This window comes from Bacteroides sp. 41_26 (assembly GCF_949740115.1).
Lineage (GTDB): Bacteria > Bacteroidota > Bacteroidia > Bacteroidales > Bacteroidaceae > Bacteroides > Bacteroides nordii.
The window spans coordinates 1-20,825 of record NZ_CATJGZ010000033.1 but is presented as its reverse complement, the minus strand read 5'-3'; the positions used below and the strand labels follow the sequence as shown (position 1 = coordinate 20,825).

Sequence of the window (20,825 nt, the reverse complement as noted above, 5' to 3'; positions counted from 1 at the left end):
AATCCGTGAAAAAGATTTAGGAGTTTAATAAATACTTCCTTGCCTCCTCTACAACTAACCATAGCAAAGGCAATACAGCCTCTGTTTTTTGTTTCACTTCATCAGAAATGTCCTCATCGCGACGAGCTTCCAGCCAAGACAGTAACGGCACTATATTTCCTGCGCCTATCAAAGTCAGTAACGGAAGCAATTTGTGCGACATACCAGCAATACCAGCCATATCTTCATCCTCCAATGCCTTCTTCATCCGGCCAATATTTTTCTCGGTTTCTTCTATAAAGGAAGAAATAATAGAACGTGTAGCCTCCGGTTCGTATTCAGAAAAGGCGGCAAGAGCTTTGAAATTCAGAGAATTGACAGTTAGAGAATTGACAGTTGACAATTGACAATTGACAGTGGGCTGCGCTACTGTACTCCATACTAATGGCTTCTCCTTCACTGTCAATTGTCCACTGTCAACTCTCAACTGTCCACTCTCAACTGTCAACTGTCCACTGTCAACTGTCAACTGTCCACTGTCAACTGTCAATTGTCCACTGTCAATTGTCAATTGAATAAGCTCTTTCACCGTAAATGGTTTATGCAGACAACCGGCAAAGCCATGTTCCAGAAACTCGGCTTCATTCATATCGCTACGGGCTGTAACCGCTATAATCGGAATTGTTTTTGCCTGGGGGATATTGGAAGCACGAAGTAACTTCAACAGATCAAAACCATTAATTGCGGGCATCTGGACATCTGTAAGTAATACATCAAAATGATTCTCACGAAGTTGCTCTGTTAACTCGTCAAGTTGCTCACAACAAGTAGCATGAATACCCTGCTGCTCAAGCATGGCAGCAGTGAGTGTCAACTGTATTTTATCATCATCGATAAGCAGAATCTTTGTTGCAGGAACCAGAAGTTGTGGTCCTTCATCCTCTTCGGCAACAGGAACAGTATCAGTCTTATTTATTGCAGTTTGTTTTTTATCCTTATCGTCTGCTATGGCTTTACCTACGGGGAATAATGGCAGAATCACTGTAAATGTGCTCCCTTCACCTACTACACTCCGTACATCAATTGTGCCTTCAAGCAAAGTAACCAGTTTGTGCACAATAGAAAGCCCAAGTCCAAAACCTTCTTCACCTTGTGCACCGGGCAGTCGGGTAAACTCCTGAAAAATACGTTCCCGGTCTTTGGCTGCCATCCCCTTACCGGTATCCGTTACATCAATGTGCAAACGAGAGGAAGAATAGCTTACTGAGAGCGTAATCTCTCCTTTGGAAGTAAACTTCACAGCATTGGAAAGCAGGTTGTTCACAATCTGACGAATGCGAAGCGGATCACTGATAAAACGGTCATCAAGTTCCGAAGCGATATTAGAATGTAGCACAAGACCTTTGGCTACAGTAAGAGGTTCAAAGCTAATACGAATTTCTTCAAAAAGCTGTGAGGGATTGAAAGTAACACGATTGACTTCCGCTTTATTCAAGTCGAGACGATGGAAATCGAGCAAGTCACTGACCAGTTTCAACAGATGCTGTGAAGAACTCTTCATATTATCCAGATAGAAACGCTGACGTTCATCTTCCGTAAGACGAACCAGCAAATCGGTATAACCTATGATAGATCCAAGAGGTGCTTTAAAATCGTGAGTAATAGCAAGCATTAATTTTTCACGGGCCTCCAGCAGATCTTCAGCACGACGGTTCGCGTCTTCCAACTCTGCCCGATAACGATTACTACGAGTAATATCTCTCCAGATCAATATAAGAAAAAAGGCAGAAAGCAACACGGCACCTACAGCAATCCCTCCAATAGTACGGGCAGAACGTTGACGTATATCCTGTTCCTTCTGCGCATTGAGTTGTGCGCGTAACACAACATTCTGTTCATACTCTTTCACCAGACTATCAATACGGGCCGTCAGTTGTGTATCGAGGCGGCGGAATTGCACATTTCTCCGCCGGATAGTGGTTTTCTTCTTTGCCCGCTTCTGCTCGCTGGCGGTACGAATCTTCTGATGTAATGAATCGGCAGGATTGTAAGCTTCAAGAATCGTATCGGTAGCAAACTCTTGTGAGGTGTTTACCAATACGGCAGTATCTTGTTTGGAGGGAACGAAAGCCTCGGCCAGCCTCTTAAAAAAACCCTTCTTCTTAGGTTTGGTAATAAGAGAATCACGGGTGGTAATTACGCGATGTTGCACACGTTGTTGAGTGACAACCGAATCCTGTTCAGCTATAATTTCTTCAATCTCTCTGGCGGACAGAAGACTATCATTAGCCTCACTCAACACACGAAGCATCCGGATCGTATTCTGATCTTTTTCACGTAACAGCACCAACAGACTATCCGTCATTAGACTTTGTTGATCGTCTGAAGCCGAAAGGGTCTCCATCTCCCGGTGAACAAACACAAGAGAAAAGAGTAATATTGCCAGCAGAAGAGAGTATCCAATGGCAATCTTTACTTTGGTAAAACGCGAAGGAGTCATATTAAATAATTATTTAATGTGCCAATATCCCAATGTGCCAATTGGCTGCGCTATGATACCACATGGTAATTGGCACATTGGCGTATTGGCATATTATTTCGTTTTGTAGTAGAATCGCCACCACAGCATAATACCCGCACTGGTCAATCCAAAAGGAAAAGCCATCCACACCCCGGTAATACCCCAGTTAAGAACGAATCCACAGAAATAACCTACTGGCAAAGATATCATAAAATAGGCAATAAATGCTATGAGCATCATCGGTTTCACATCCGAAATACCACGCAAAGCATTGGCAAAGTTTATTTGCATGCCATCACCAAGCTGATAAACAAGCATCGGGATGATCAGCATTACAACCATAGCAGATACCTCCTCATTGTCTGTGAACCATCCTCCCAGATAATTGCGGCATAAAAACACAATGCCGCCCAGTACCACCGCCATTGCCATAATCAACTGAAAACCGGCATAAGCAGAACGGCGCACATTAACAATATCATCCTGTCCTTTAAAATTGCTGACACGTACCGCAACAGCAGCTCCCATGCCATAGAACATCATAAACGTAAACTGAGAAATAGCACACATTATCTGGTGTGAAGCCAGTGCAATGGTACCCAGCCAGCCTATCATCACAGCACTCAAACTAAAAGAAGCTGTTTCCATTCCCATTTGGAAAGCAACAGGCCACCCTAAGGCATTGAGGCGGATAAACATTTGCCGTGACCATCCTAAACGGAAAAATCCTACTTTATAACGCAGGAAACGACGGCTATTGAAAAATATCACAGTAAATACAATCACCATGACAATGCGGGAAAACAAAGTACTAATACCTGCACCCAGCAATCCTAATTCCGGAAAACCGATCTTACCGTTAATCAGGATATAGTTCCCGATAATATTCAGAACATTACCACCCAACAATATCCACATCGCAGTTTTAGTATCGGTAATACCATCTGTAAACTGCTTAAAGCCATTGAAAAGCAATACAAATACAAGGGAAATGAGCAATACTATGTAATAAGGCTTAATCAGTGGAAGCAATTCGTCAGGCTGTCCTAACCGTTCTATATTCAAAAACAAAATCCCCATTATCAGTGTCAGCAACAAACCAACAAGCAGATTTGCCAGCAGGCTACAGCGCAAAGCCTGACCAACAGGTGCAAATTTCTTATTTCCATATAAACTTCCCACAATGGGGGTCAATCCATAGGAAAAACCTGTACTGAAAATAATAGCCAGGTTAAATACATTATTTACAAAGGAGGCAGCTCCCAGTTCACTGGTGCTATGATGCCCGATCATCAGCGTGTCAGCAAATCCAAGGATAATGACTCCCACCTGTCCGATAACGATGGGTAATCCCAGGAGGAACAACGCTTTGTAATGCCCCTTGTAGGTTTCATAGAAGTTTCTTAATCTCATGAAAGTAGTGATTAGTGATCAACAATAAGTAATGAGTAGTTAGTGATGAGTGATAAGTGAGTAGAAAAAAGTATGGATATTAAAGGCTACAACCTATAGCGCAGCCCGCTAATCACCCATCACTACTCACTTATCACTAACTCACTAATCACTACTCACTCTTTTATAATACAATACCACTCCGTTAGTCTTGTCAAAAGCTGCTTGTGCTACAGTTTGCAATTGCCCGGCAGTTACAGCCCGATAACGTTCTACCTCTCTTTCCATATCTTCAGCCTCTCCATTCAGCTCGAACCAGGCAAGATTAGTAGCTACATTCAGATAATTGATATTACCAAATATCTGAGTAGACTCAAATTTATTTTTTACTTTTTCCAGCTCTTGTGCAGCGATTGCTTCATTCTGCAGTATCTTTAACTCTTCACGCACCGCAGCTTCCGCCTCTTCCAGTGACACACCCGCTGAAGGTTTACCGGATATATGAAACAATCCGGCATCTATCGAGCCCGAAATAGATGCGTCAATACTGGAAAACAGCTGCTTCTCCTGTACCAGATGTTGATTCAGACGACTGGAACGTCCATTGCTCAGAATATCTGACAAGATGTCAAATGCATAATAGTCAGGATGAGCACGTTCACACATATGAAATGCCATAAAGAGTGCATCAAGAGGAACATTGCGTTCTACCGTTAAACGCCGCTCTTCTGTTTGTACAGGTTCCTGCGGCAACCGGCGTATCGGAACATCCCTGCACGGAATAGTTCCAAACCACTTCTCGGTAAGGTCCACTGTCTCTTCAAAGGAGATATTTCCGGTTACAGCAAGTACTGCATTATTGGGCGCATAGAATCGGAAAAAGAAATCTTTCACCTCGCCCAACGTGGCATTAGCGATGTGTGACAATTCTTTACCGATAGTAGGCCATTGATAAGGATGCTCTTTATAAGCAAGCGGACGCAACAGATGCCCCACATCGCCATAAGGCTGATTGAGGCAACGTTGTTTAAATTCCTCCATTACCACTCCCCGCTGAACTTCCAGACTACGTTCATTAAAATCAAGACTCAACATGCGATCGGACTCCAACCAGAAACCTGTTTCTACATTCTGGCGGGGAACGGTAAGATAATAATTAGTGATGTCATTATTTGTCCAGGCATTATTTTCCCCGCCGGCAAGTTGAAGCGGAGCATCATAATCGGGGATATTCACTGAACCACCAAACATAAGATGCTCAAAAAGATGAGCAAACCCTGTATGTTCGGGATGTTCGTCTCTCGCTCCTACATTATATAATATATTAAGAGCTACCATCTGGGTACTATCATCCTGTGAGTGCACCAGCCTCAGCCCATTGGCTAAAATATGCCTGTTTATCTTTAACATCTTAATCTAATACAGATACTTTAATAATTTTCACATCATCTTCCGGACGGTCACTACGGTCAGTCTTCACATTCTGTATCTTGTCTACAATATCCATACCGTCAACGACCTCACCAAACACTGTGTATTCACCATCCAGATGAGGAGTGCCACCTACAGTAGTATAAGCTTCTATCTGTTCTTTAGTAAAATGAAATTCCGGCTGCTTAGCTGCTTCTTCCTGGGCCTGTGCAAACAATTTTTCCTGCAAATCGTACAATCCATCCTCATCATTGGCTTTACGCATCTTATAAATTTCCTTCATATGTTTCTGCGCCAACCCATTAAAAATATTAGTCAGTTTGTTTTCGTTCATCTGCTGCTCCATACCCAGTAAAGTAGAATCATTGTATACCTTTCCGGTTACAATATAGAACTGGCAACCGGACGACTCCTTATTCGGATTCACATTGTCTCCCTGACGAGCTGCCGATAAAGCACCTTTTTTATGGAAATATTTCGGATAAACAAACTCAGCAGGAATGGTATATCCAACATCACCGGCACCCAGCATTTTACCCTTCGGAGCATTCTTGGAATCCGGATCACCGGCCTGCACCATAAAATCTTTTATCACACGGTGGAACAGTGTACCGTTGTACATACCTTCTTTAGCCAGTTTAATAAAATTATCTCTGTGCTTCGGAGTTTCATTGTAAAGTTTCACTTTAATATCTCCAAGCGAAGTTTCAATCTTCAACATTGTTTCTTTCTGATTTTCCATATCTACATTTTTCTTTTGACCTGGTTTACAAGAAGCTACAGCTCCACAAACCAATATTGTTAATAGTATCAATAAATTCCTTTTCATAACGCTTTCAATTAATTTAAGTTTGCAAATATACGATTTTCGTCTAAAACCTCTTACCTTTGTAACTCACAAAATGGCTAAAGATAATATCATGAAATCCATATTAATAGTTGAAGATGATATAACCTTCGGCATGATGCTGAAAACCTGGTTAGGGAAAAAAGGATTTGAGGTGAACTCGGCAAGTAACATTGCCCGGGCAAAGAAATGTATCGAAGCACAAATGCCCGACTTAATTCTCTCCGATCTCCGCCTGCCCGATCATGACGGTATCCATTTATTAAAATGGATGAATGAACAGCATATGGATATCCCGTTGATTATCATGACCGGATATGCAGATATACAGTCGGCAGTCCAGGCCATCAAACTGGGTGCACGGGACTATATAGCCAAACCGGTGAATCCGGAAGAACTTCTCAAAAAAATGTCCGAAGCCTTACAAGGCAAAGAAAATGGGAAACCTTTATCCGCCAAAAGCCAACACTCAGTTACCCCTGACCCAAAACATGCTTATCTGGAAGGTGAAAGTGATGCCGCCAAGCAATTATATAATTATGTGGGGCTGGTAGCACCAACCAATATGTCTGTTCTTATTAATGGTGCCAGTGGAACAGGAAAAGAGTATATAGCCCATCGTATCCATCAACTCAGTAAACGAGCTGATAAACCTTTTATAGCCATCGACTGCGGTTCCATTCCCAAAGAACTGGCAGCTTCGGAGTTTTTTGGTCACATAAAAGGTTCTTTTACCGGTGCACTAACAGACAAGACCGGTGCTTTCGTAGCCGCCAATGGTGGTACTATTTTCCTTGATGAGATAGGCAATCTCAGCTACGAGGTACAGATACAGTTACTCCGTGCCCTTCAGGAACGCAAAATACGCCCGCTGGGGTCTACACAAGAAATTACAGTAGACATTCGTCTCGTTTCTGCTACCAATGAGAATCTGGAACTGGCAATAGAAAAAGGAAGTTTCCGCCAGGATCTGTATCATCGTATCAATGAGTTTACGTTACGAATGCCAACTCTTAAAGAACGTGGAGAAGATATTTTATTATTCGCCAATTTCTTCCTCGATCAGGCCAACAGAGAGTTAGACAAACAACTGATCGGATTCGATGCCAAAGCCTCGCGAATGTTACTCGATTATCATTGGCCGGGTAATTTACGGCAAATGAAAAACATTATCAAACGGGCAACTTTACTAGCACAAGGAAGCTTCATTACTCCCGTTGAGTTAGGTACAGATCTGCTTGAAATATCTTCCACTCCGTCTAATATTTCTTTAAAGAATGAAGAAACGGAAAAAGAACATATCCTTGAAGCACTAAGACAGACAGGTAACAACAAAAGTAAAGCGGCACAACTGCTGGATATTGACAGAAAAACGCTCTATAATAAACTCAAACTCTACGGGATCGACTTATAATAAAAAGGTGTGGATTATTTCCACACCTTTCTTCTACACCCCACACACATTTCCACACTTTTCTACACGCTCCAAAAGCAGAATAAGCAAATAAGCATCTATATACAAGGCACTTACAGGAGTACATATTTTTTTTGGCACATCCTTTGAACTTATATAACCGTAAGCGTTCAGTAACAAAGCCCCAACGATACAAATAACTTAAAAATATATAGTCATGAAAAAATCAGTATTAATAGTAGCAATGTTTATGTTTGTTTGTGGTGGTTCAATCTTTGCAATGGCTCAGGATCCTGTTAAGACTCAGCCTGCAACTGAAAAAACAGAAAGCACAGAGGAAACAACAACTTCTGAGCCTGCAAAGGAAGAACCCAAAGCTGAAGAGCCTAAAACAGATGTACCTGCCGCAGAAGCTCCGGCACAGGACGCTCCGACAACAGAAACTCCTGCTGCTGAATAAGATATAAAACCTAACCAACCTTAACACGAGAGAATTGAAATCAATTAAAAGATTACTTCTTTAAAGCAAAGAAATTATGAAAAAGTTAGTATTAGTAGTAGCAATGTTTATGTTTGTTTGTGGTGGTTCAGCCTTTGCATTGGCTCAAGATCCTGTTAAAACTCAGCCTGCAACTGAAAAAACAGAAAGCACAGAGGAAACAACAACTTCTGAGCCTGCAAAGGAAGAACCTAAAGCTGAAGAGCCTAAAGCAGAAGAACCGGCCCAAAATGCTCCGGCTACTGACGCCCCCGCTTCAACAGAAACTCCTGCTCAGTCTGCCGAATAATAGTAAGCACACTACCATAAAAAGCCATCCCTGCTTCGTCTATTCCGGGGATGGCTTTTTTGTATACCCAAAGTATACACTCTTTATACACTAAAGTATACTTGCTTAGGATACTGTATATCATTATTATACACAGCATAAAGCCCTATATCTGCTACAAAAACACCCAGATGTTCTGACAGATAACACCCGGATGTTCTACATCAAAACATCCGGGTGTTTTCAGCAAGAACATGGGGATGTTTTTACTATTAAACCTTTGAATTATCTCTGGTTGAAAGCTATTACTTTACTACCCGAAAGTGTACTGTTAATAATAAGATAAAGGTAGCAATCTATTGAAGGGATTCATACAAACGATTATATCAGAACATCTCAAACCCATTCCACAAACTTCCTGCAGGAACAGGAGCATCCAACTCTATCAATTCCTTAGACACAGGATGTATAAATTGCACATGCCGTGCATGCAGACAAATACTGCCATCGGGATTGGAACGTGGCGAACCATATTTCAAATCCCCCTTTATGGGACACCCCATCTTAGCAAGTTGGCAACGAATCTGATGATGACGCCCGGTTTTGAGATCAACCTCCAGAAGAAAATAATTCTGTGACCGACCTATAAGCCGATAGTGAAGAATCGCCTTCTTACTATTAGGTACTTCTTTATCATAAGCATAACTCTTATTCTGCTTTTCATTGCGCACCAGATAATGAACTAATTCACCTTCCGGTTCCTTCGGAGCGTCTTTCACAATGGCCCAATAAGTTTTCTTCACTTCACTATTTTTGAACATTTCATTCAAACGGGGAAGTGCTTTACTGGTTTTGGCAAAAATAACAAGACCGCTTACGGGGCGGTCCAGCCGGTGAGTAACACCGATGAAGACATTGCCGGGCTTTGCATATTTCTCTTTTAAATACTGTTTTACAGTTTCGGAAAGAGGCGTATCACCCGTTTTATCTCCCTGAACGATCTCGGAAGCGGTCTTATTGACTACTATAATGTGATTGTCTTCGTATATGACGGTCATACCGAAGAATTACATATTCATACCACCATCTACCTGAATCACCTGACCAGATACATAAGCAGACATATCAGAAGCCAGGAATGTAGCAATGTTAGCCACATCTTCGGGTGTACCACCACGACGCAAAGGAATCTTCTTTGCCCATTCTGTCTTTACCTCCTCAGACAAAGCAGCAGTCATGTCTGTAATAATAAAGCCCGGAGCAATGGCATTGGCACGGATACCACGAGAGCCCAATTCCTGTGCAATAGATTTAGCCAAACCAATCATACCTGCTTTTGAAGCAGAATAGTTAGCCTGTCCTGCATTTCCGTGAACACCCACTACAGAAGCCATATTGATAATGCTACCAGCTTTCTGACGCATCATAATCGGTGTACAAGCATGGATAAAGTTGAATGCAGATTTCAAATTGACATTGATAACCATATCCCACTGCTGTTCGCTCATACGCATCATCAAGCCGTCACGTGTAATACCTGCATTATTTACCAGAATATCAATACGTCCAAAATCCTTATGAATATCTGCTACTACTTTTGCAGTATCTTCAAAATTAGCAGCATTTGAAGCATATCCTTTAGCTTTCACGCCCATTGCTTCTATTTCTTTGGCTGTATTTTCTGCATTTTCGTCAATCACAAGATCAGTGAATGCGATATTTGCTCCTTCTGAAGCGAATTTTAAAGCGATAGCCTTACCAATACCACGAGCAGCACCCGTTACAATGGCTGTCTTTCCATCTAATAATCCCATACTAAATTGATTTTAATTAAATTTCTGTTCTATGAAGTGCGCCAAACACAATGTTGGCTACATATTTTTTCCGGGTTTCCATATCCAGATTAGCTCCTATATGCCCACGGATATAAGGGACTTCTATCCCCTTCACACAATAATGCACCAACGAAGCAGTCATGTCAACATCATCGATATGAAAAACTCCTTTATCTTTACCTTCCTGCAATACCCCCTTGAAAAGTACCATCTCCTTTGCATCAAACTTCTTACGCACTTTTTCAACTCTCCATATATCCCGGAAAAAGTTAGCACGCAACGTCCCATTACGATACACCACCTCTTTCACCGCATCCAACCGTGTATAAATCATCTCAATGATTTTCTTGTCAGGTGAAATATTCTTCTCAGCCACACGTTTCATCATATCCGAGAGTATATCCAACTCAGACTCAACGACCGCCAAATAGATTTCGTCCTTACTCTTAAAATAGGTATAGAGGGTTCTCCTGCCTTTTTTTGAAGCGAGGGCAATATCATTCATTGTGGTATTCTCCACTCCCATCTTCGCAAAAAGCTGACGGGCGACGTCTACTAATCTGGCTTTCGTTTTTGATACGGTCATAGGTTATAATTGCACATTGCTGAATAATTTGAGCAAAAGTAATTCTTTTCTTTCTACCCTACAAGAAAAATACGAGATTATTAACATTTGTATATTAATATATGCCAAGAAAAAATCTCTCATATACCTTGTTCATTATCAATACAATAAACGGGTATTGGGATTTTTTTAGAAAAATAATTCAGAAATAATTTGCTTATTCAATCAAAAGCCGTACCTTTGCACTCAGAAAACATCGCGGAGTGGAGCAGTTGGTAGCTCGTTGGGCTCATAACCCAAAGGTCATTCGTTCGAGTCGGATCTCCGCAACAACATACGGAATAATTAATTGTAAATCAATTAGTTATTCCGTTTTTTCGTTTTGTACCGGGACAAAAACGGGACAAAACAAATCTATTTGTAAATCGAGTATTAACGGCTGCATTGTTACGGGAACGAAACAATGTAAAAAAAATGTTGTCTGAACTCAAGAACAATAAGTTATCTTTTGCGGAAATTGAAAAATTCCGTTTGCCTATATATAATAGGAAAGGAAAAGAAAAGTACGTGTACTTCTACGTACTTGATCCGGAATCAGTATTAGCAGGAACACCACGATTACGCCGCATCCGGAAGAAATTCAACCACATTCATAATAAGAAAGACCGGGACGAAGCTGCCTTACGCTTCCGGGACGAAGTTTCTATAAAACTAAAACAAGGTTGGAATCCGCTCATACAAGAGTGCGGGAAAAGAGGTTTTACTCTATATCCCACTGTCTTAGAACGATACACCACCTATTTGAATAAGCTCTTTAAAGATGATGTTATAAAGAAAAAAACAATCGATGATTATAAATGTCGTCTCAAGCACCTAAAAGAATACAATGAAGCACTGCCTGAAAAAATAATCTATGTTTATCAGTTAAACCAAAGCTACATTGAGGGTTTTCTTGAGCACATATATATTGATCGTAATACCACTCCACGCACTCGGAACAACTATTTAAATTGGCTATCTTCGTTTTGTAGTTATTTAAAGTCAAACGGCTACATATCAGAGAATCCGGCAGAAAAAATAACTCCACTTAGAGAGAAGGATAAACAGCGAAAACCACTATCTGAAACAGATATGAAAAGGCTGAACGAATATTTGTCCGAACATGACAAAGATTTCCTTTTAGCCTGCCAGATACATTATTATACTCTCATCCGCCCTAATGAATTAACTTTCGTGCAAATCAATGACATCAGCGTCCGCGACCAGACTCTATTCATAAGTAAAGAGGTTAGTAAAAACCGGAAAGACGCAAAAGTCACTATACCGGCAAAGGTTATCAAAATGATGATCGATCGCGGGATATTTAGCTATCCGGGCGACTACTATCTATTCGGTACAGGATTCAGGCCTAACAAAGAACGTTCCGATAGCCGTATTTTCCGCGAAAAGTGGATAAAAGTACGGGAGAAATTGGAATTCCCTAAAAGTTATCAATTTTATAGCCTTAAAGATACCGGCATAACCGACACTATCGATCGTGTCGGTCTAACCATCGCAAAAGATCAGGCACGTCACTCGTCTGTCGCTACAACAAACAAGTACGTGAGAAAAGAACAACTATTGGCACATCCGGAACTAAAAAATTATGAAGGAAATCTCTAATTCTCAAAAAACAAACAAATACATCACAAAAATATTATGTATTTCTTTAGCATAACAAAAATATTATGTATCTTTGTGATGTCAAAATAAGTAAGTATTAACCATAAAAAAAGAACAATGGAAAATGAGTTAGAAAAAATTGAGCTGCACATTGAAAGACTAAAGGCAGCAATCATGATGACACAACGAAAAGCAAGAGTACTGGAAACAGACATGAGTGACAAAATCGACCGGTTATTAGAATTGCTTTCGGAAACATTAAAAAAGAGAGACGATATCAAAGAGAAACTCAAAAAGAAATAATAACAAGCCCCTCTCAGTGAGGGGCAAAAAAAAGAAATCAATATGAAATTACTTGAGGAACTTAAAAAAACAGAATCACTTCAGGGAGAAGCTTTAGACCTGGCGTTATTAGCCATTAAAGAAAAATATAACAGTCCTTCAGACAAAGAAATTATAAAAGATTATCTTCTCAATGAATGCAAGCAGATTGAAAATGAAATAAAGTCTGTTAATGAAGAATTGGATAGTATGATCATAAAAAAACAGTTACAAAAAAACTATGAAATACTTCCTATCTCATACATTGCTAAAAACTATTTCAATAAAAGTACTTCTTGGCTATACCAACGAATCAACGGTACCAAAGTACGAGGTCGTGTTTATACGCTAAATGAAAAGGAAAAGGCCATATTCAATAATGCCCTGAAAGATATAGCTAAAGAAATAGGCTCAATATCCATTGCGTAATGGTTATGCTTTTATTTTGACACCGCCCTGCAAATTGAGCCATTTGCAGGGCTTTTTTATACCTTTATTTCGTAGAATTCTCCCTCTGCAATAACATCAAGCCCCTGCGCGGTCACTAAATATTCAATCGAAGAACAAAACATCCTCCGGTTTCTTAATACAGCTTCACCCGGCTCTATAATATCAGTTACCGGGAATTTTATCTTATAATAGTATTTATTCTGCATTAGAAATTCAGAAGAGTAATAATGCTCCGATAAACTGTTTGCCCCTGTGAGCTGCAAGCTATATTTCTGTTCCTTTTGATAAAGTACCTTTTTACCTAATAACGGATTATCATTGGGTGTATCGATCATGAGTGGTACGGATATCTCCGGATATTCAAAGAAGTGGGTATACTCTGCAAGTTTAAATGTTTGCTTTTGAATCCCATTATAAACACCAATAAATAACTGTTCCGCAACATTTCTTTTTCGCTCCTGTACACCGTTTTCTATCATATCATTCAGCCCCTGATCGGCAGATTCTTCTTGCTCGATCTCATTGCATGCAACAATTACCGGAACCTTATATGCAGTATTAATCCTCTCCCCGCCAGGAATAGCACAAAACTTCGCATGTCCTACTGAATAGATACAAGGCACGATATCTAAATCGAGACCACCTGTCTCATCGCCTTTATGCCGGAATAAGTTAACCGGCACAATATATTCGTAATACCCCTGTTCTGCTGAAGTTGTCTCTTCACGTCTGCGAATTAAATCTATACCATTATAACGACTTATCACCTTAGAGTCGTAGGCGGCCACATCGTCAAGAGAAGTAACCTCTATAACAGTACATTGTGACATCAAATCTTCACTGAAATCAGCTTCTTTAAAAAAAGAATATCCGGACGGGAAATTATATGATACGTCAGAAAAATTCCGCTCAATATTTACACTATCCTCTTCAAACTTAACATCTGGTTTATCCAATACCTTATCAATATATGAAATACGCTGCATTCGTATCTCATTGCGAAAAGTATAAATATCAATGGTTTTGCTAATCCGGTTAAAGAGACAAAGCGCATTAAAGTGCTTCTCAATCTCACGGAAAAATTTCGCTACCGTCCATGATGGTAGATGATTAACCAGTTGCAACGAAGAAAAAGCAGTCACAACAAATTCACGGCAGGCCTGTTCATCGTCTAACAGGTCATTACGCCGAATCGTATATCCTAATGCTCCGGCGATTCTCTCTATGATAAATAATAAATAAGGATGGCCGATAAACGGTCTATCCGGGACCCAATCCTGTAAATTGTCAGGAGAGACACAATTCGCAATTCCATCCCAGACAGATGTAGACATATTCGTATTCAAAACAACACGACGTTTGTACTTGTACAAGGTAGGCAGACAAACGTATTTACGATCAGGATAACACGCTTGCAGGGAATTAAGTGCATCCTCTGAGGTTATTTTTGTGTCTTGTATTGTACCTAAATGGAGATCGTAAACCATGCGGCTGCCCTCCTGATCAGTCGTATCCTCTGATTTATAAGAGAAAGAAGTCCCTTCGCTGACAATCTGTATCGTTATGATGTCACCGTTGATATCTAACAAGTACACGTCACCCACCAATATAAGCCGGTTATTTACGATTAACTTAGCTGTCATATCGGGTATCTGCTTATTGACATTGTAACGATCGATATGACCAAAAATAATTCGATTATCAGATGATGACAGATCAAGATCGAGATCGAATGTGTGGTCCGTCTCTTCATTCCAAAACAGCGAAGTTTTTTTTAATGTAAATGAAAAATCCGCCGGCATCGCACATTGTTTGTCATTTAAATATAAAATTGTCATAATTATCTTCTCCTTTGTGCATTTCGTTTCATTTTATTTACAAGCTCTTCGGCTTCCATTGTCCCCCCCTTGCCGTTAGCATAGGTACGCGCCATTAATGGCTCTTTTAACCGCTCTCTCATTTGCTTCATCAGCCGGGAACACTCTATTAGCAAGAACTTAACTTCGTCATCACTGCCGTGATCCGGAACAGGAACAGGAGAAGAAACCACCGTTACAGGAGAAAAATCACTTCTGCCGGTAACGGCTGCAATATCATCACTTGAAAGATTATCAATCGAACCTGTACGTTGAGCGACATCGATCAAGTCCAAAACCGGACGTACAGCAGGATTAGCAACCGCAAAACGATTTGCAACGAACTCGTTGGAATGTACCACACCTTTAGGTTCATCCCAATCACCACCGCCAGTATAGCCACCGGTATAGAAACCACCTAATATTCCTTTGGCCGTTTCAAATGCTGCCGTTATAAGTACTATCTTAGCTGAAGCCTTAGCTATACCAACTAATCCATGAAGCGTTATATCCTTCATCAATATAGTAGCAATTGCATTCGCCTGTGTAGCAATCAACTGTTTCTGCAAAAAATCAAGTAGAATCGTCAAGATGTTACCCATGAAGTCTCCGAAATCCGTCTCTTCATTCGTGAAAAAGTCTGCAAAACTCTCACCAATAGATGATAATGCGTCTACAATATCATTGGCAAACTCTTCCATTTTCTCTCTTGCATGTTCTTCTAACTCCGTAACTTGTTCCATCAACGGTGTAAACATAGGATCATCCTCAGAGAATGCTGTTTGTATATCCTGTCTCATTTCAAAGGCAGAAGAACTGATTTTAGAAAAGAATCCTTTAAAATTAAATTTCTTAAGATCACCATCTGCATCATCTATTATACTTTGAACCTGATCACTATACTGTAACCGTATTGCAGCAGATTCCTCCTTAGTACGTTTCTTCTCTATTTTCTTAACTTTCTCAGCATACTTTTTCTTAATGGCCAAAAGCGTTTCTTCATACTTCTGTACAGATATTAATTTCTGATCAAGTGCCTTTTGCAAAACCTCCAGTTCCTCGTTCTCATGCTTCTCCAATTCCGCTTTTTGTTTCTGATATTCATTTAAACTCTCTTTGGTAATAGACTCTAAAATACTCTCGATCTTCTGCTTTGTGGTTAATGAAATATCAACTATCTTTTGACTGATCTTCTCGCGTGCATCAGGTTCAAGACCGACAATCGCCAACTGCTTATCAAGCTTCTCAAGCTCCAGTTTTTCAAGTTCATTAGCGTAATCCTGTTGAGTCATTGTTTCATCTCGCATATACTGCTGCTTTAGCTCATTCTGCCGCTTCAGGTATGCAGTCTCGATTTCTTCCAGCTCTTTTTTTATTCTTTTTTTAGCTTCTATCTCAGACTCTCCACCGGTACCACCATTTCCACCCGTTTTCTGATCATCAGTCTCAATTGTTATAACAGAAGTAGAAGCTATTTCTTTATTAACATCCTCAATCGCGGCCGCTAATTCTTTTAGTTCACCTTCGGTTGCACGTACCACTTTGACAGCAACATCATGCAATGTTTCCATTTGTTTCACACTTTGATTTAAGCCTATGTTCAACGCTTTTGTCCCAGATGTAGAAAGAGAAGAAGATTGCTGTGAAGCTGCAAATCTGGCTCCGGCCAAAGAAGCCGCTGCATTCTTCTCTTCGTCCTTTTCTTTAAGTAACCGTTTTTTCGTAAGGCGCTGCTTCTTAATTAATTCCTCAAGTTCTTCTTCCGCAGCTTTCATCTTGATCTGTTTCTCCAACTCCACCAGATATTTTTTTATAGCTTCGGTATTATTATTAATAATCGTACCCTCATCCGTCAATTCTGCATTATAATCCGGAATGATCTTTTTAAGTTCCTCTAATTTCTCCCGACGAATAGCAAGAGAAAGATTGTTATTGTTTATCATTTGCGTCAACCGATCAATATTTGCCGCCTGCCCGCCATACTCATCTGCCACCTTTTTGTTGATAGATTCAAAAGAACGCATAGATTGAGTAATTTTATTCTGATTCCGTTGATAATCTACCAGTGCCCCCACTACCAATAAAATTGCGGAAGCAACAGCCAACCAGGGATTTGCTTTCAGTGCAGCACTAACCGCCTTTGTGGAAGTAAAAACTTTAGTATTCCACAAGACCTGCAACTTATCTAAAATGATTTTTTTGTTTATCCAAACCCAATATAAAGCAATGGCAGTTGTCAACATGGCCAAAGCCGACCGGTGATCTGCAATAAAGCGCACAAGTGTTACGGTATATCTGGACCAGTTAACCAAATGGGACAAAGTTTTCGTTATAGCGGGATTCAGCTCCTGCATCAGAATAATACCCTGTTCATTTAATTCATTTCTCACTTGATCCAACTTGGCGACAGCCGTATCGGAATTAATTGCGGCCTGTTCATAAGCAATACTGGTACCGGTTACTGCCTGAGTATACTCATTGACCTTCTCAGTATTCTGAGAGAGGATCATGGCTGTCTGCATGCCTTCATCACCAAAAAGTTTCTTCAGTAGTGCTGTACCGTCACCTACATTCTGCCGCTCAGCTGCTTCTACCTTTGCATTCAGATTATCAAGCGCGGTTGCCAAACCCACTACTTTAGGATTTGTATCAGTAGCTCCTGTTGCCAAACGGGTGAAGAAAGTTTTAAGTCCGGTACCGGCAATCTCACTTTTAATACCTTTTTCGCCCAACATCTCAATCGTACCGACCAATTCCTCAATCGAAATATTAGAGTTTGCCGCAATAGTACCGGCTTTTAAGATGGCAGCAGATTGTTGTTCTACATTAGCCGCACCGAATTTGGAACCGGCAGCCAGTACATTTACATACCTTGACGCATCGTCAGCACTGGCACCGTATTGATTTAATGCAGTAGTCGTTGCATCCACCGACTTAGTAAGAGACATCCCCGAAGCAGTGGCCAAACGCATTGTCTCAACGGTGACAGCATTCAATGCTTCTTTGCTCTCAAGAAGTTCCGGTTTATTTGAACCGACCATCATATAGGCTTCCATGATCTCGCTTGCACTCTGACGAATACGAAGCCCGGATTCATCCATTGTGGTAGAAAGCTCAACCGCCTTTTGCTCCATCCAGTCGATAGCGTCATCATCCAAACCGGTCAGTGCCTTCACGTTGGCTTTCGACTCTTCACGCTCATTTAATAAATTGCGGAATGTATTCAGTTTAAGTACTACACCTGTTAAGGCTGCAACTACGGCTGTTATTGATGCTGCGTATTTATTAAATAAATCAACCCCTTTTGATAAAGACATCTTTTGTGTCTGGTCAATAGCCCTAAGTTGTTGATTGTGTTCGGCAAGAATGCCTTTAAGCATACGTATCTTCTTCCCCTGTTCTATATACTCTTTAGAACCTCTTGTCATTGACTTCTGGTCCTTGACCAATTTACGGCATTCGGCTTCAATAGCAGTAATATTATTGACAACCTCCTTACCATCGAGATAGAGAACAATACCTCTTCTGACATCCTTATTAGTACTCATTTTTTGACGATTTTAATTTGATTGAAATTTCTGAGCATATTTCGAAGAGCTTCGTCACCATAAAATTCCTGTACGGCATCTGCCAAATGGTTGATATTTGCCTGAATGTGCTGGTCAATCCAATCAAGTGGGGTACGCATAACCCTCCTCTGGTCTTTAATAACTTTTTTAGCTACATTGATCTCGCGTGTTCTGTAACCATTCTCCAGCATTTCCTTAGCTTCTCCCCCAAATAGTTTCTTTTTAATATCACTGTCTGATCGAACCCGATAACCGCGAACCGGTACACCGTTCACAATGACATAACCACGTCCGGCACCATACGCCCTGAAAACACCATATCGAAGAAAATTGAACTTGATCTTATATGCCGGCTTATCGGAAGATCCTTTGTCAACAAACTGTTCAAGAAGAATTGCAAGCCGCCCGGATGCATGAGTCCTGCTCAAGCTACTACGTGATTGTGCACGAATTTTTAGTGCCCATTTCGTAGCAGCCTGATTGAACTCTTCTACTGTCATCAGATGCTCTTCAGCCATCGCGAATTAGGATGCAAAAGCTAACAAATAGCCTTGACGCACTTCGTTTTCATCAGCTTCTACACCATTCTCAACAAAGCTCATAGCCGACACAATAGCGATCATCGTATCCGCATCATAGATGTCAATCTCCACATCCGGAGAAAAGCCGGAACGTTTCGCAACCACATTAATATAGTTCTCTGTGTTATTCTCAGAGGGTGGTGCCCATCGCGATACAATGCCCCGAATTGTCTTGAGACCGTATTTATTGTAATACGTCACAAGTGTTCTGATAGCCGCACGATAGCCATACGGCATACTAATAAATTGGAAGAAAGCAGAATCAGTCTGCTCTGTACGTAGCCCCTGCCACTTCGTTGAATTACGACGAATGTTTAAGGGATTACAATTACGAATACCTCTTGATGTGCTCATATAAGTTTTTTTTAATGATGAGCACAAAACTAAAAGTGAAAAAGCGGAGTAAATAGGACACAAAAAATCTCCTTATTAAAATCAAATATAAATTATCGATAACAACGAAATAATAATTATACTATCTTTATATCGTCTTTCATAGTACTTTCTCTAAATGAGAAAACATCCTAAATTTTACCGCCCTACTTGTGAAAGTAAGGCGGTTTTTATTTATTGATATAAATTCAAGTCCAACCCGTCTTTCTTCCTCCACCCCTCATACAAAGTATCCTGTATGTATTTCATCGCTTTCGTATAGAAATCCGTCAACTCCTCTAACTTCTCAAATGTCCGGTACTGAGGACATTCATCCGTCCCGAACTTAAACGTCACAGGAAGGTTTTCCCCGCCTGTCTGTATTGCAAGATCGTACGCCGTCTTATAATTCATCTGGTTCTCCATGGAAAGCCAGACTTTCAAACCGTTCCACACGTACCCGCTTTCGATCGTGTCGGTTATCTGCCGGTTATACCATTCATTAATAACCGCCTTGATTTCTGCCAGTGCGGGTCTATGGTCGAACGTCTCTTCCATGTAACTGCGTTGCACTCCTTCGGGTGTCTCTGTTTCCCGGTAATCCCACGTAATACGCCAGATTCCCCGGCGGCGGTTGGTGCATCTTACCGGTTCCGCCTTGCTGTCTGCATAAATTCGTATCATTTCAAGTAAAATATATAATTATCAATCCTTTTTTCATTTACTTCACCTTTGCAATGTACCTCTTCAATTCCCCCGGACCGGGCTTCTTCGAAAAAAGTTCCTGCCACCCCATTCTGCGCTTTATTTTTCCCCTTTCCAGCCGTAAACGGTTGCTGTTGGCAGGAAGCACCGGCACCCGTCTTACTTCCGGACGCCTGCGCTACTCGCACAACGTTTTACGTTGCTATTTTTTTATCTTAATCAGCCTGATTTATGGCCTTAAAGGCCGAGACGCTACCCGCCCAGCGTATTATGCCCCTAAAGGCAAGCCGAACGCCAATGTTCGCGTACGTGTTCGATGAAACGTCACTCGCGCTCGCACACGAAACACCGCCATACGCGCTCGCGTAGCTGAACGACCGATACACCACACGAGAAAGCCCAGTACCCACATAGAACCTGTCAAACCAATGTGAAGAAGTGGAACCGCCTTCTTTGGCTGCAATCAAATCCATATACCGGCCCCAAACCATGTGGGTAGGATAAATATCCGCATTATAAACAGTAATTCCCTGTACAACGCGTTCCGTTCCGTCCGGC

20 protein-coding genes and 1 tRNA gene are annotated in these 20,825 nt (G+C 40.9%); 7 read left to right on the top strand and 14 right to left on the bottom strand.

Translation table 11 applies throughout. The annotated features are described in order from the left end of the window. Positions 1-16: 16 nt before the first annotated feature. The 4 genes from QX565_RS00585 to QX565_RS00570 all read right to left on the bottom strand — a co-directional run bounded on the left by QX565_RS00585 (position 17) and on the right by QX565_RS00570 (position 6,152). The gene (locus QX565_RS00585; RefSeq protein ID WP_289290623.1) at positions 17-2,479 is read right to left on the bottom strand and encodes an ATP-binding response regulator; all 2,463 of its coding nucleotides are present in this window, start codon (positions 2,477-2,479) and stop codon (positions 17-19) included. A gap of 93 nt (positions 2,480-2,572) precedes the next feature. After that, entirely contained in the window at positions 2,573-3,913 is a 1,341-nt protein-coding gene (locus QX565_RS00580) for an MATE family efflux transporter (RefSeq protein ID WP_221650938.1), read from the bottom strand. Between the two features lie 144 nt (positions 3,914-4,057). Continuing rightward, entirely contained in the window at positions 4,058-5,302 is a 1,245-nt protein-coding gene (locus QX565_RS00575; protein ID WP_221650937.1) for a M16 family metallopeptidase, read from the bottom strand. A gap of 1 nt (position 5,303) precedes the next feature. Further along, positions 5,304-6,152, bottom strand: a complete 849-nt coding sequence (locus QX565_RS00570; RefSeq protein ID WP_221650936.1) for a peptidylprolyl isomerase — start codon at positions 6,150-6,152, stop codon at positions 5,304-5,306. Positions 6,153-6,243: 91 nt separating this feature from the next. Between QX565_RS00570 and QX565_RS00565 the strand changes: the two genes are divergently transcribed. From QX565_RS00565 to QX565_RS00555, 3 genes are all read left to right on the top strand, one after another. Beyond that, entirely contained in the window at positions 6,244-7,584 is a 1,341-nt protein-coding gene (locus QX565_RS00565; RefSeq protein WP_289290621.1) for a sigma-54-dependent transcriptional regulator, read from the top strand. 217 nt (positions 7,585-7,801) lie between these two features. Continuing rightward, a complete protein-coding gene (locus QX565_RS00560; RefSeq protein WP_289290620.1) occupies positions 7,802-8,044 on the top strand; it encodes a hypothetical protein in 243 nt (80 codons plus the stop codon). A gap of 76 nt (positions 8,045-8,120) precedes the next feature. Further along, complete coding sequence (locus tag QX565_RS00555) at positions 8,121-8,372, top strand: hypothetical protein (RefSeq protein ID WP_221650933.1); 252 nt, start codon at positions 8,121-8,123, stop codon at positions 8,370-8,372. A 365-nt stretch (positions 8,373-8,737) separates the two neighbouring features. Here the strand turns inward: QX565_RS00555 and QX565_RS00550 are convergent, their stop codons facing one another. Genes QX565_RS00550 through QX565_RS00540 form a run of 3 tightly spaced genes read right to left on the bottom strand, consistent with a single transcriptional unit; the run spans position 8,738 to position 10,772 of the window. Next, on the bottom strand, positions 8,738-9,409 hold the full coding sequence (locus tag QX565_RS00550) for an RluA family pseudouridine synthase (protein WP_221650932.1): 672 nt from the start codon (positions 9,407-9,409) through the stop codon (positions 8,738-8,740). Positions 9,410-9,418: 9 nt separating this feature from the next. Continuing rightward, positions 9,419-10,165 carry a 3-oxoacyl-[acyl-carrier-protein] reductase gene (fabG, locus tag QX565_RS00545; protein ID WP_195350526.1) on the bottom strand — a complete coding sequence of 249 codons (747 nt, stop codon included), beginning with the start codon at positions 10,163-10,165 and terminating at the stop codon, positions 9,419-9,421. A gap of 16 nt (positions 10,166-10,181) precedes the next feature. Next, positions 10,182-10,772: a TetR/AcrR family transcriptional regulator gene (locus QX565_RS00540; protein ID WP_221650931.1), complete on the bottom strand. Its 591-nt coding sequence runs from the start codon at positions 10,770-10,772 to the stop codon at positions 10,182-10,184. 236 nt (positions 10,773-11,008) lie between these two features. On the opposite strand from QX565_RS00540, the gene QX565_RS00535 reads away from it, so the two are divergent. From QX565_RS00535 to QX565_RS00520, 4 genes are all read left to right on the top strand, one after another. Next, a tRNA-Met gene (locus QX565_RS00535) sits at positions 11,009-11,081 on the top strand. A gap of 144 nt (positions 11,082-11,225) precedes the next feature. Next, the gene (locus tag QX565_RS00530; RefSeq protein WP_289290613.1) at positions 11,226-12,413 is read left to right on the top strand and encodes a tyrosine-type recombinase/integrase; all 1,188 of its coding nucleotides are present in this window, start codon (positions 11,226-11,228) and stop codon (positions 12,411-12,413) included. Between the two features lie 117 nt (positions 12,414-12,530). Next, positions 12,531-12,716: a hypothetical protein gene (locus QX565_RS00525; protein WP_289290611.1), complete on the top strand. Its 186-nt coding sequence runs from the start codon at positions 12,531-12,533 to the stop codon at positions 12,714-12,716. A 42-nt stretch (positions 12,717-12,758) separates the two neighbouring features. After that, entirely contained in the window at positions 12,759-13,163 is a 405-nt protein-coding gene (locus QX565_RS00520; protein WP_289290610.1) for a DUF5053 domain-containing protein, read from the top strand. Between the two features lie 56 nt (positions 13,164-13,219). Here the strand turns inward: QX565_RS00520 and QX565_RS00515 are convergent, their stop codons facing one another. From QX565_RS00515 to QX565_RS00485, 7 genes are all read right to left on the bottom strand, one after another. After that, a complete protein-coding gene (locus tag QX565_RS00515; RefSeq protein ID WP_289290609.1) occupies positions 13,220-15,022 on the bottom strand; it encodes a hypothetical protein in 1,803 nt (600 codons plus the stop codon). A gap of 2 nt (positions 15,023-15,024) precedes the next feature. Further along, on the bottom strand, positions 15,025-18,588 hold the full coding sequence (locus QX565_RS00510) for a phage tail tape measure protein (protein WP_289290608.1): 3,564 nt from the start codon (positions 18,586-18,588) through the stop codon (positions 15,025-15,027). Further along, a complete protein-coding gene (locus tag QX565_RS00505; protein WP_289290606.1) occupies positions 18,585-19,127 on the bottom strand; it encodes a hypothetical protein in 543 nt (180 codons plus the stop codon). Before QX565_RS00505 ends, QX565_RS00510 begins: the two co-directional genes overlap by 4 nt. Before the next feature lie 6 nt (positions 19,128-19,133). Continuing rightward, complete coding sequence (locus QX565_RS00500) at positions 19,134-19,544, bottom strand: structural protein P5 (RefSeq protein ID WP_289290605.1); 411 nt, start codon at positions 19,542-19,544, stop codon at positions 19,134-19,136. 213 nt (positions 19,545-19,757) lie between these two features. Then, positions 19,758-20,246, bottom strand: coding sequence for a hypothetical protein (locus QX565_RS00495; RefSeq protein ID WP_289290604.1), 489 nt, complete (start codon positions 20,244-20,246; stop codon positions 19,758-19,760). Then, a complete protein-coding gene (locus QX565_RS00490; protein ID WP_289290603.1) occupies positions 20,243-20,455 on the bottom strand; it encodes a hypothetical protein in 213 nt (70 codons plus the stop codon). The genes QX565_RS00495 and QX565_RS00490 overlap by 4 nt, the downstream gene beginning before the upstream one ends. A gap of 27 nt (positions 20,456-20,482) precedes the next feature. After that, the coding region (locus tag QX565_RS00485; RefSeq protein WP_289290602.1) for a hypothetical protein at positions 20,483-20,825 on the bottom strand (343 nt) is incomplete at its 5' end.

Excerpts from the sequence above, each read along its gene's own strand:
- QX565_RS00585 (WP_289290623.1), bottom strand. The coding sequence starts at position 2,479 with ATGACTCCTTCGCGTTTTACCAAAGTAAAGATTGCCATTGGATACTCT.
- QX565_RS00580 (WP_221650938.1), bottom strand. The coding sequence starts at position 3,913 with ATGAGATTAAGAAACTTCTATGAAACCTACAAGGGGCATTACAAAGCG.
- QX565_RS00575 (WP_221650937.1), bottom strand. The coding sequence starts at position 5,302 with ATGTTAAAGATAAACAGGCATATTTTAGCCAATGGGCTGAGGCTGGTG.
- QX565_RS00570 (WP_221650936.1), bottom strand. The coding sequence starts at position 6,152 with ATGAAAAGGAATTTATTGATACTATTAACAATATTGGTTTGTGGAGCT.
- QX565_RS00565 (WP_289290621.1), top strand. The coding sequence starts at position 6,244 with ATGAAATCCATATTAATAGTTGAAGATGATATAACCTTCGGCATGATG.
- QX565_RS00560 (WP_289290620.1), top strand. The coding sequence starts at position 7,802 with ATGAAAAAATCAGTATTAATAGTAGCAATGTTTATGTTTGTTTGTGGT.
- QX565_RS00555 (WP_221650933.1), top strand. The coding sequence starts at position 8,121 with ATGAAAAAGTTAGTATTAGTAGTAGCAATGTTTATGTTTGTTTGTGGT.
- QX565_RS00550 (WP_221650932.1), bottom strand. The coding sequence starts at position 9,409 with ATGACCGTCATATACGAAGACAATCACATTATAGTAGTCAATAAGACC.
- fabG (WP_195350526.1), bottom strand. The coding sequence starts at position 10,165 with ATGGGATTATTAGATGGAAAGACAGCCATTGTAACGGGTGCTGCTCGT.
- QX565_RS00540 (WP_221650931.1), bottom strand. The coding sequence starts at position 10,772 with ATGACCGTATCAAAAACGAAAGCCAGATTAGTAGACGTCGCCCGTCAG.
- QX565_RS00530 (WP_289290613.1), top strand. The coding sequence starts at position 11,226 with ATGTTGTCTGAACTCAAGAACAATAAGTTATCTTTTGCGGAAATTGAA.
- QX565_RS00525 (WP_289290611.1), top strand. The coding sequence starts at position 12,531 with ATGGAAAATGAGTTAGAAAAAATTGAGCTGCACATTGAAAGACTAAAG.
- QX565_RS00520 (WP_289290610.1), top strand. The coding sequence starts at position 12,759 with ATGAAATTACTTGAGGAACTTAAAAAAACAGAATCACTTCAGGGAGAA.
- QX565_RS00515 (WP_289290609.1), bottom strand. The coding sequence starts at position 15,022 with ATGACAATTTTATATTTAAATGACAAACAATGTGCGATGCCGGCGGAT.
- QX565_RS00510 (WP_289290608.1), bottom strand. The coding sequence starts at position 18,588 with ATGAGTACTAATAAGGATGTCAGAAGAGGTATTGTTCTCTATCTCGAT.
- QX565_RS00505 (WP_289290606.1), bottom strand. The coding sequence starts at position 19,127 with ATGGCTGAAGAGCATCTGATGACAGTAGAAGAGTTCAATCAGGCTGCT.
- QX565_RS00500 (WP_289290605.1), bottom strand. The coding sequence starts at position 19,544 with ATGAGCACATCAAGAGGTATTCGTAATTGTAATCCCTTAAACATTCGT.
- QX565_RS00495 (WP_289290604.1), bottom strand. The coding sequence starts at position 20,246 with ATGATACGAATTTATGCAGACAGCAAGGCGGAACCGGTAAGATGCACC.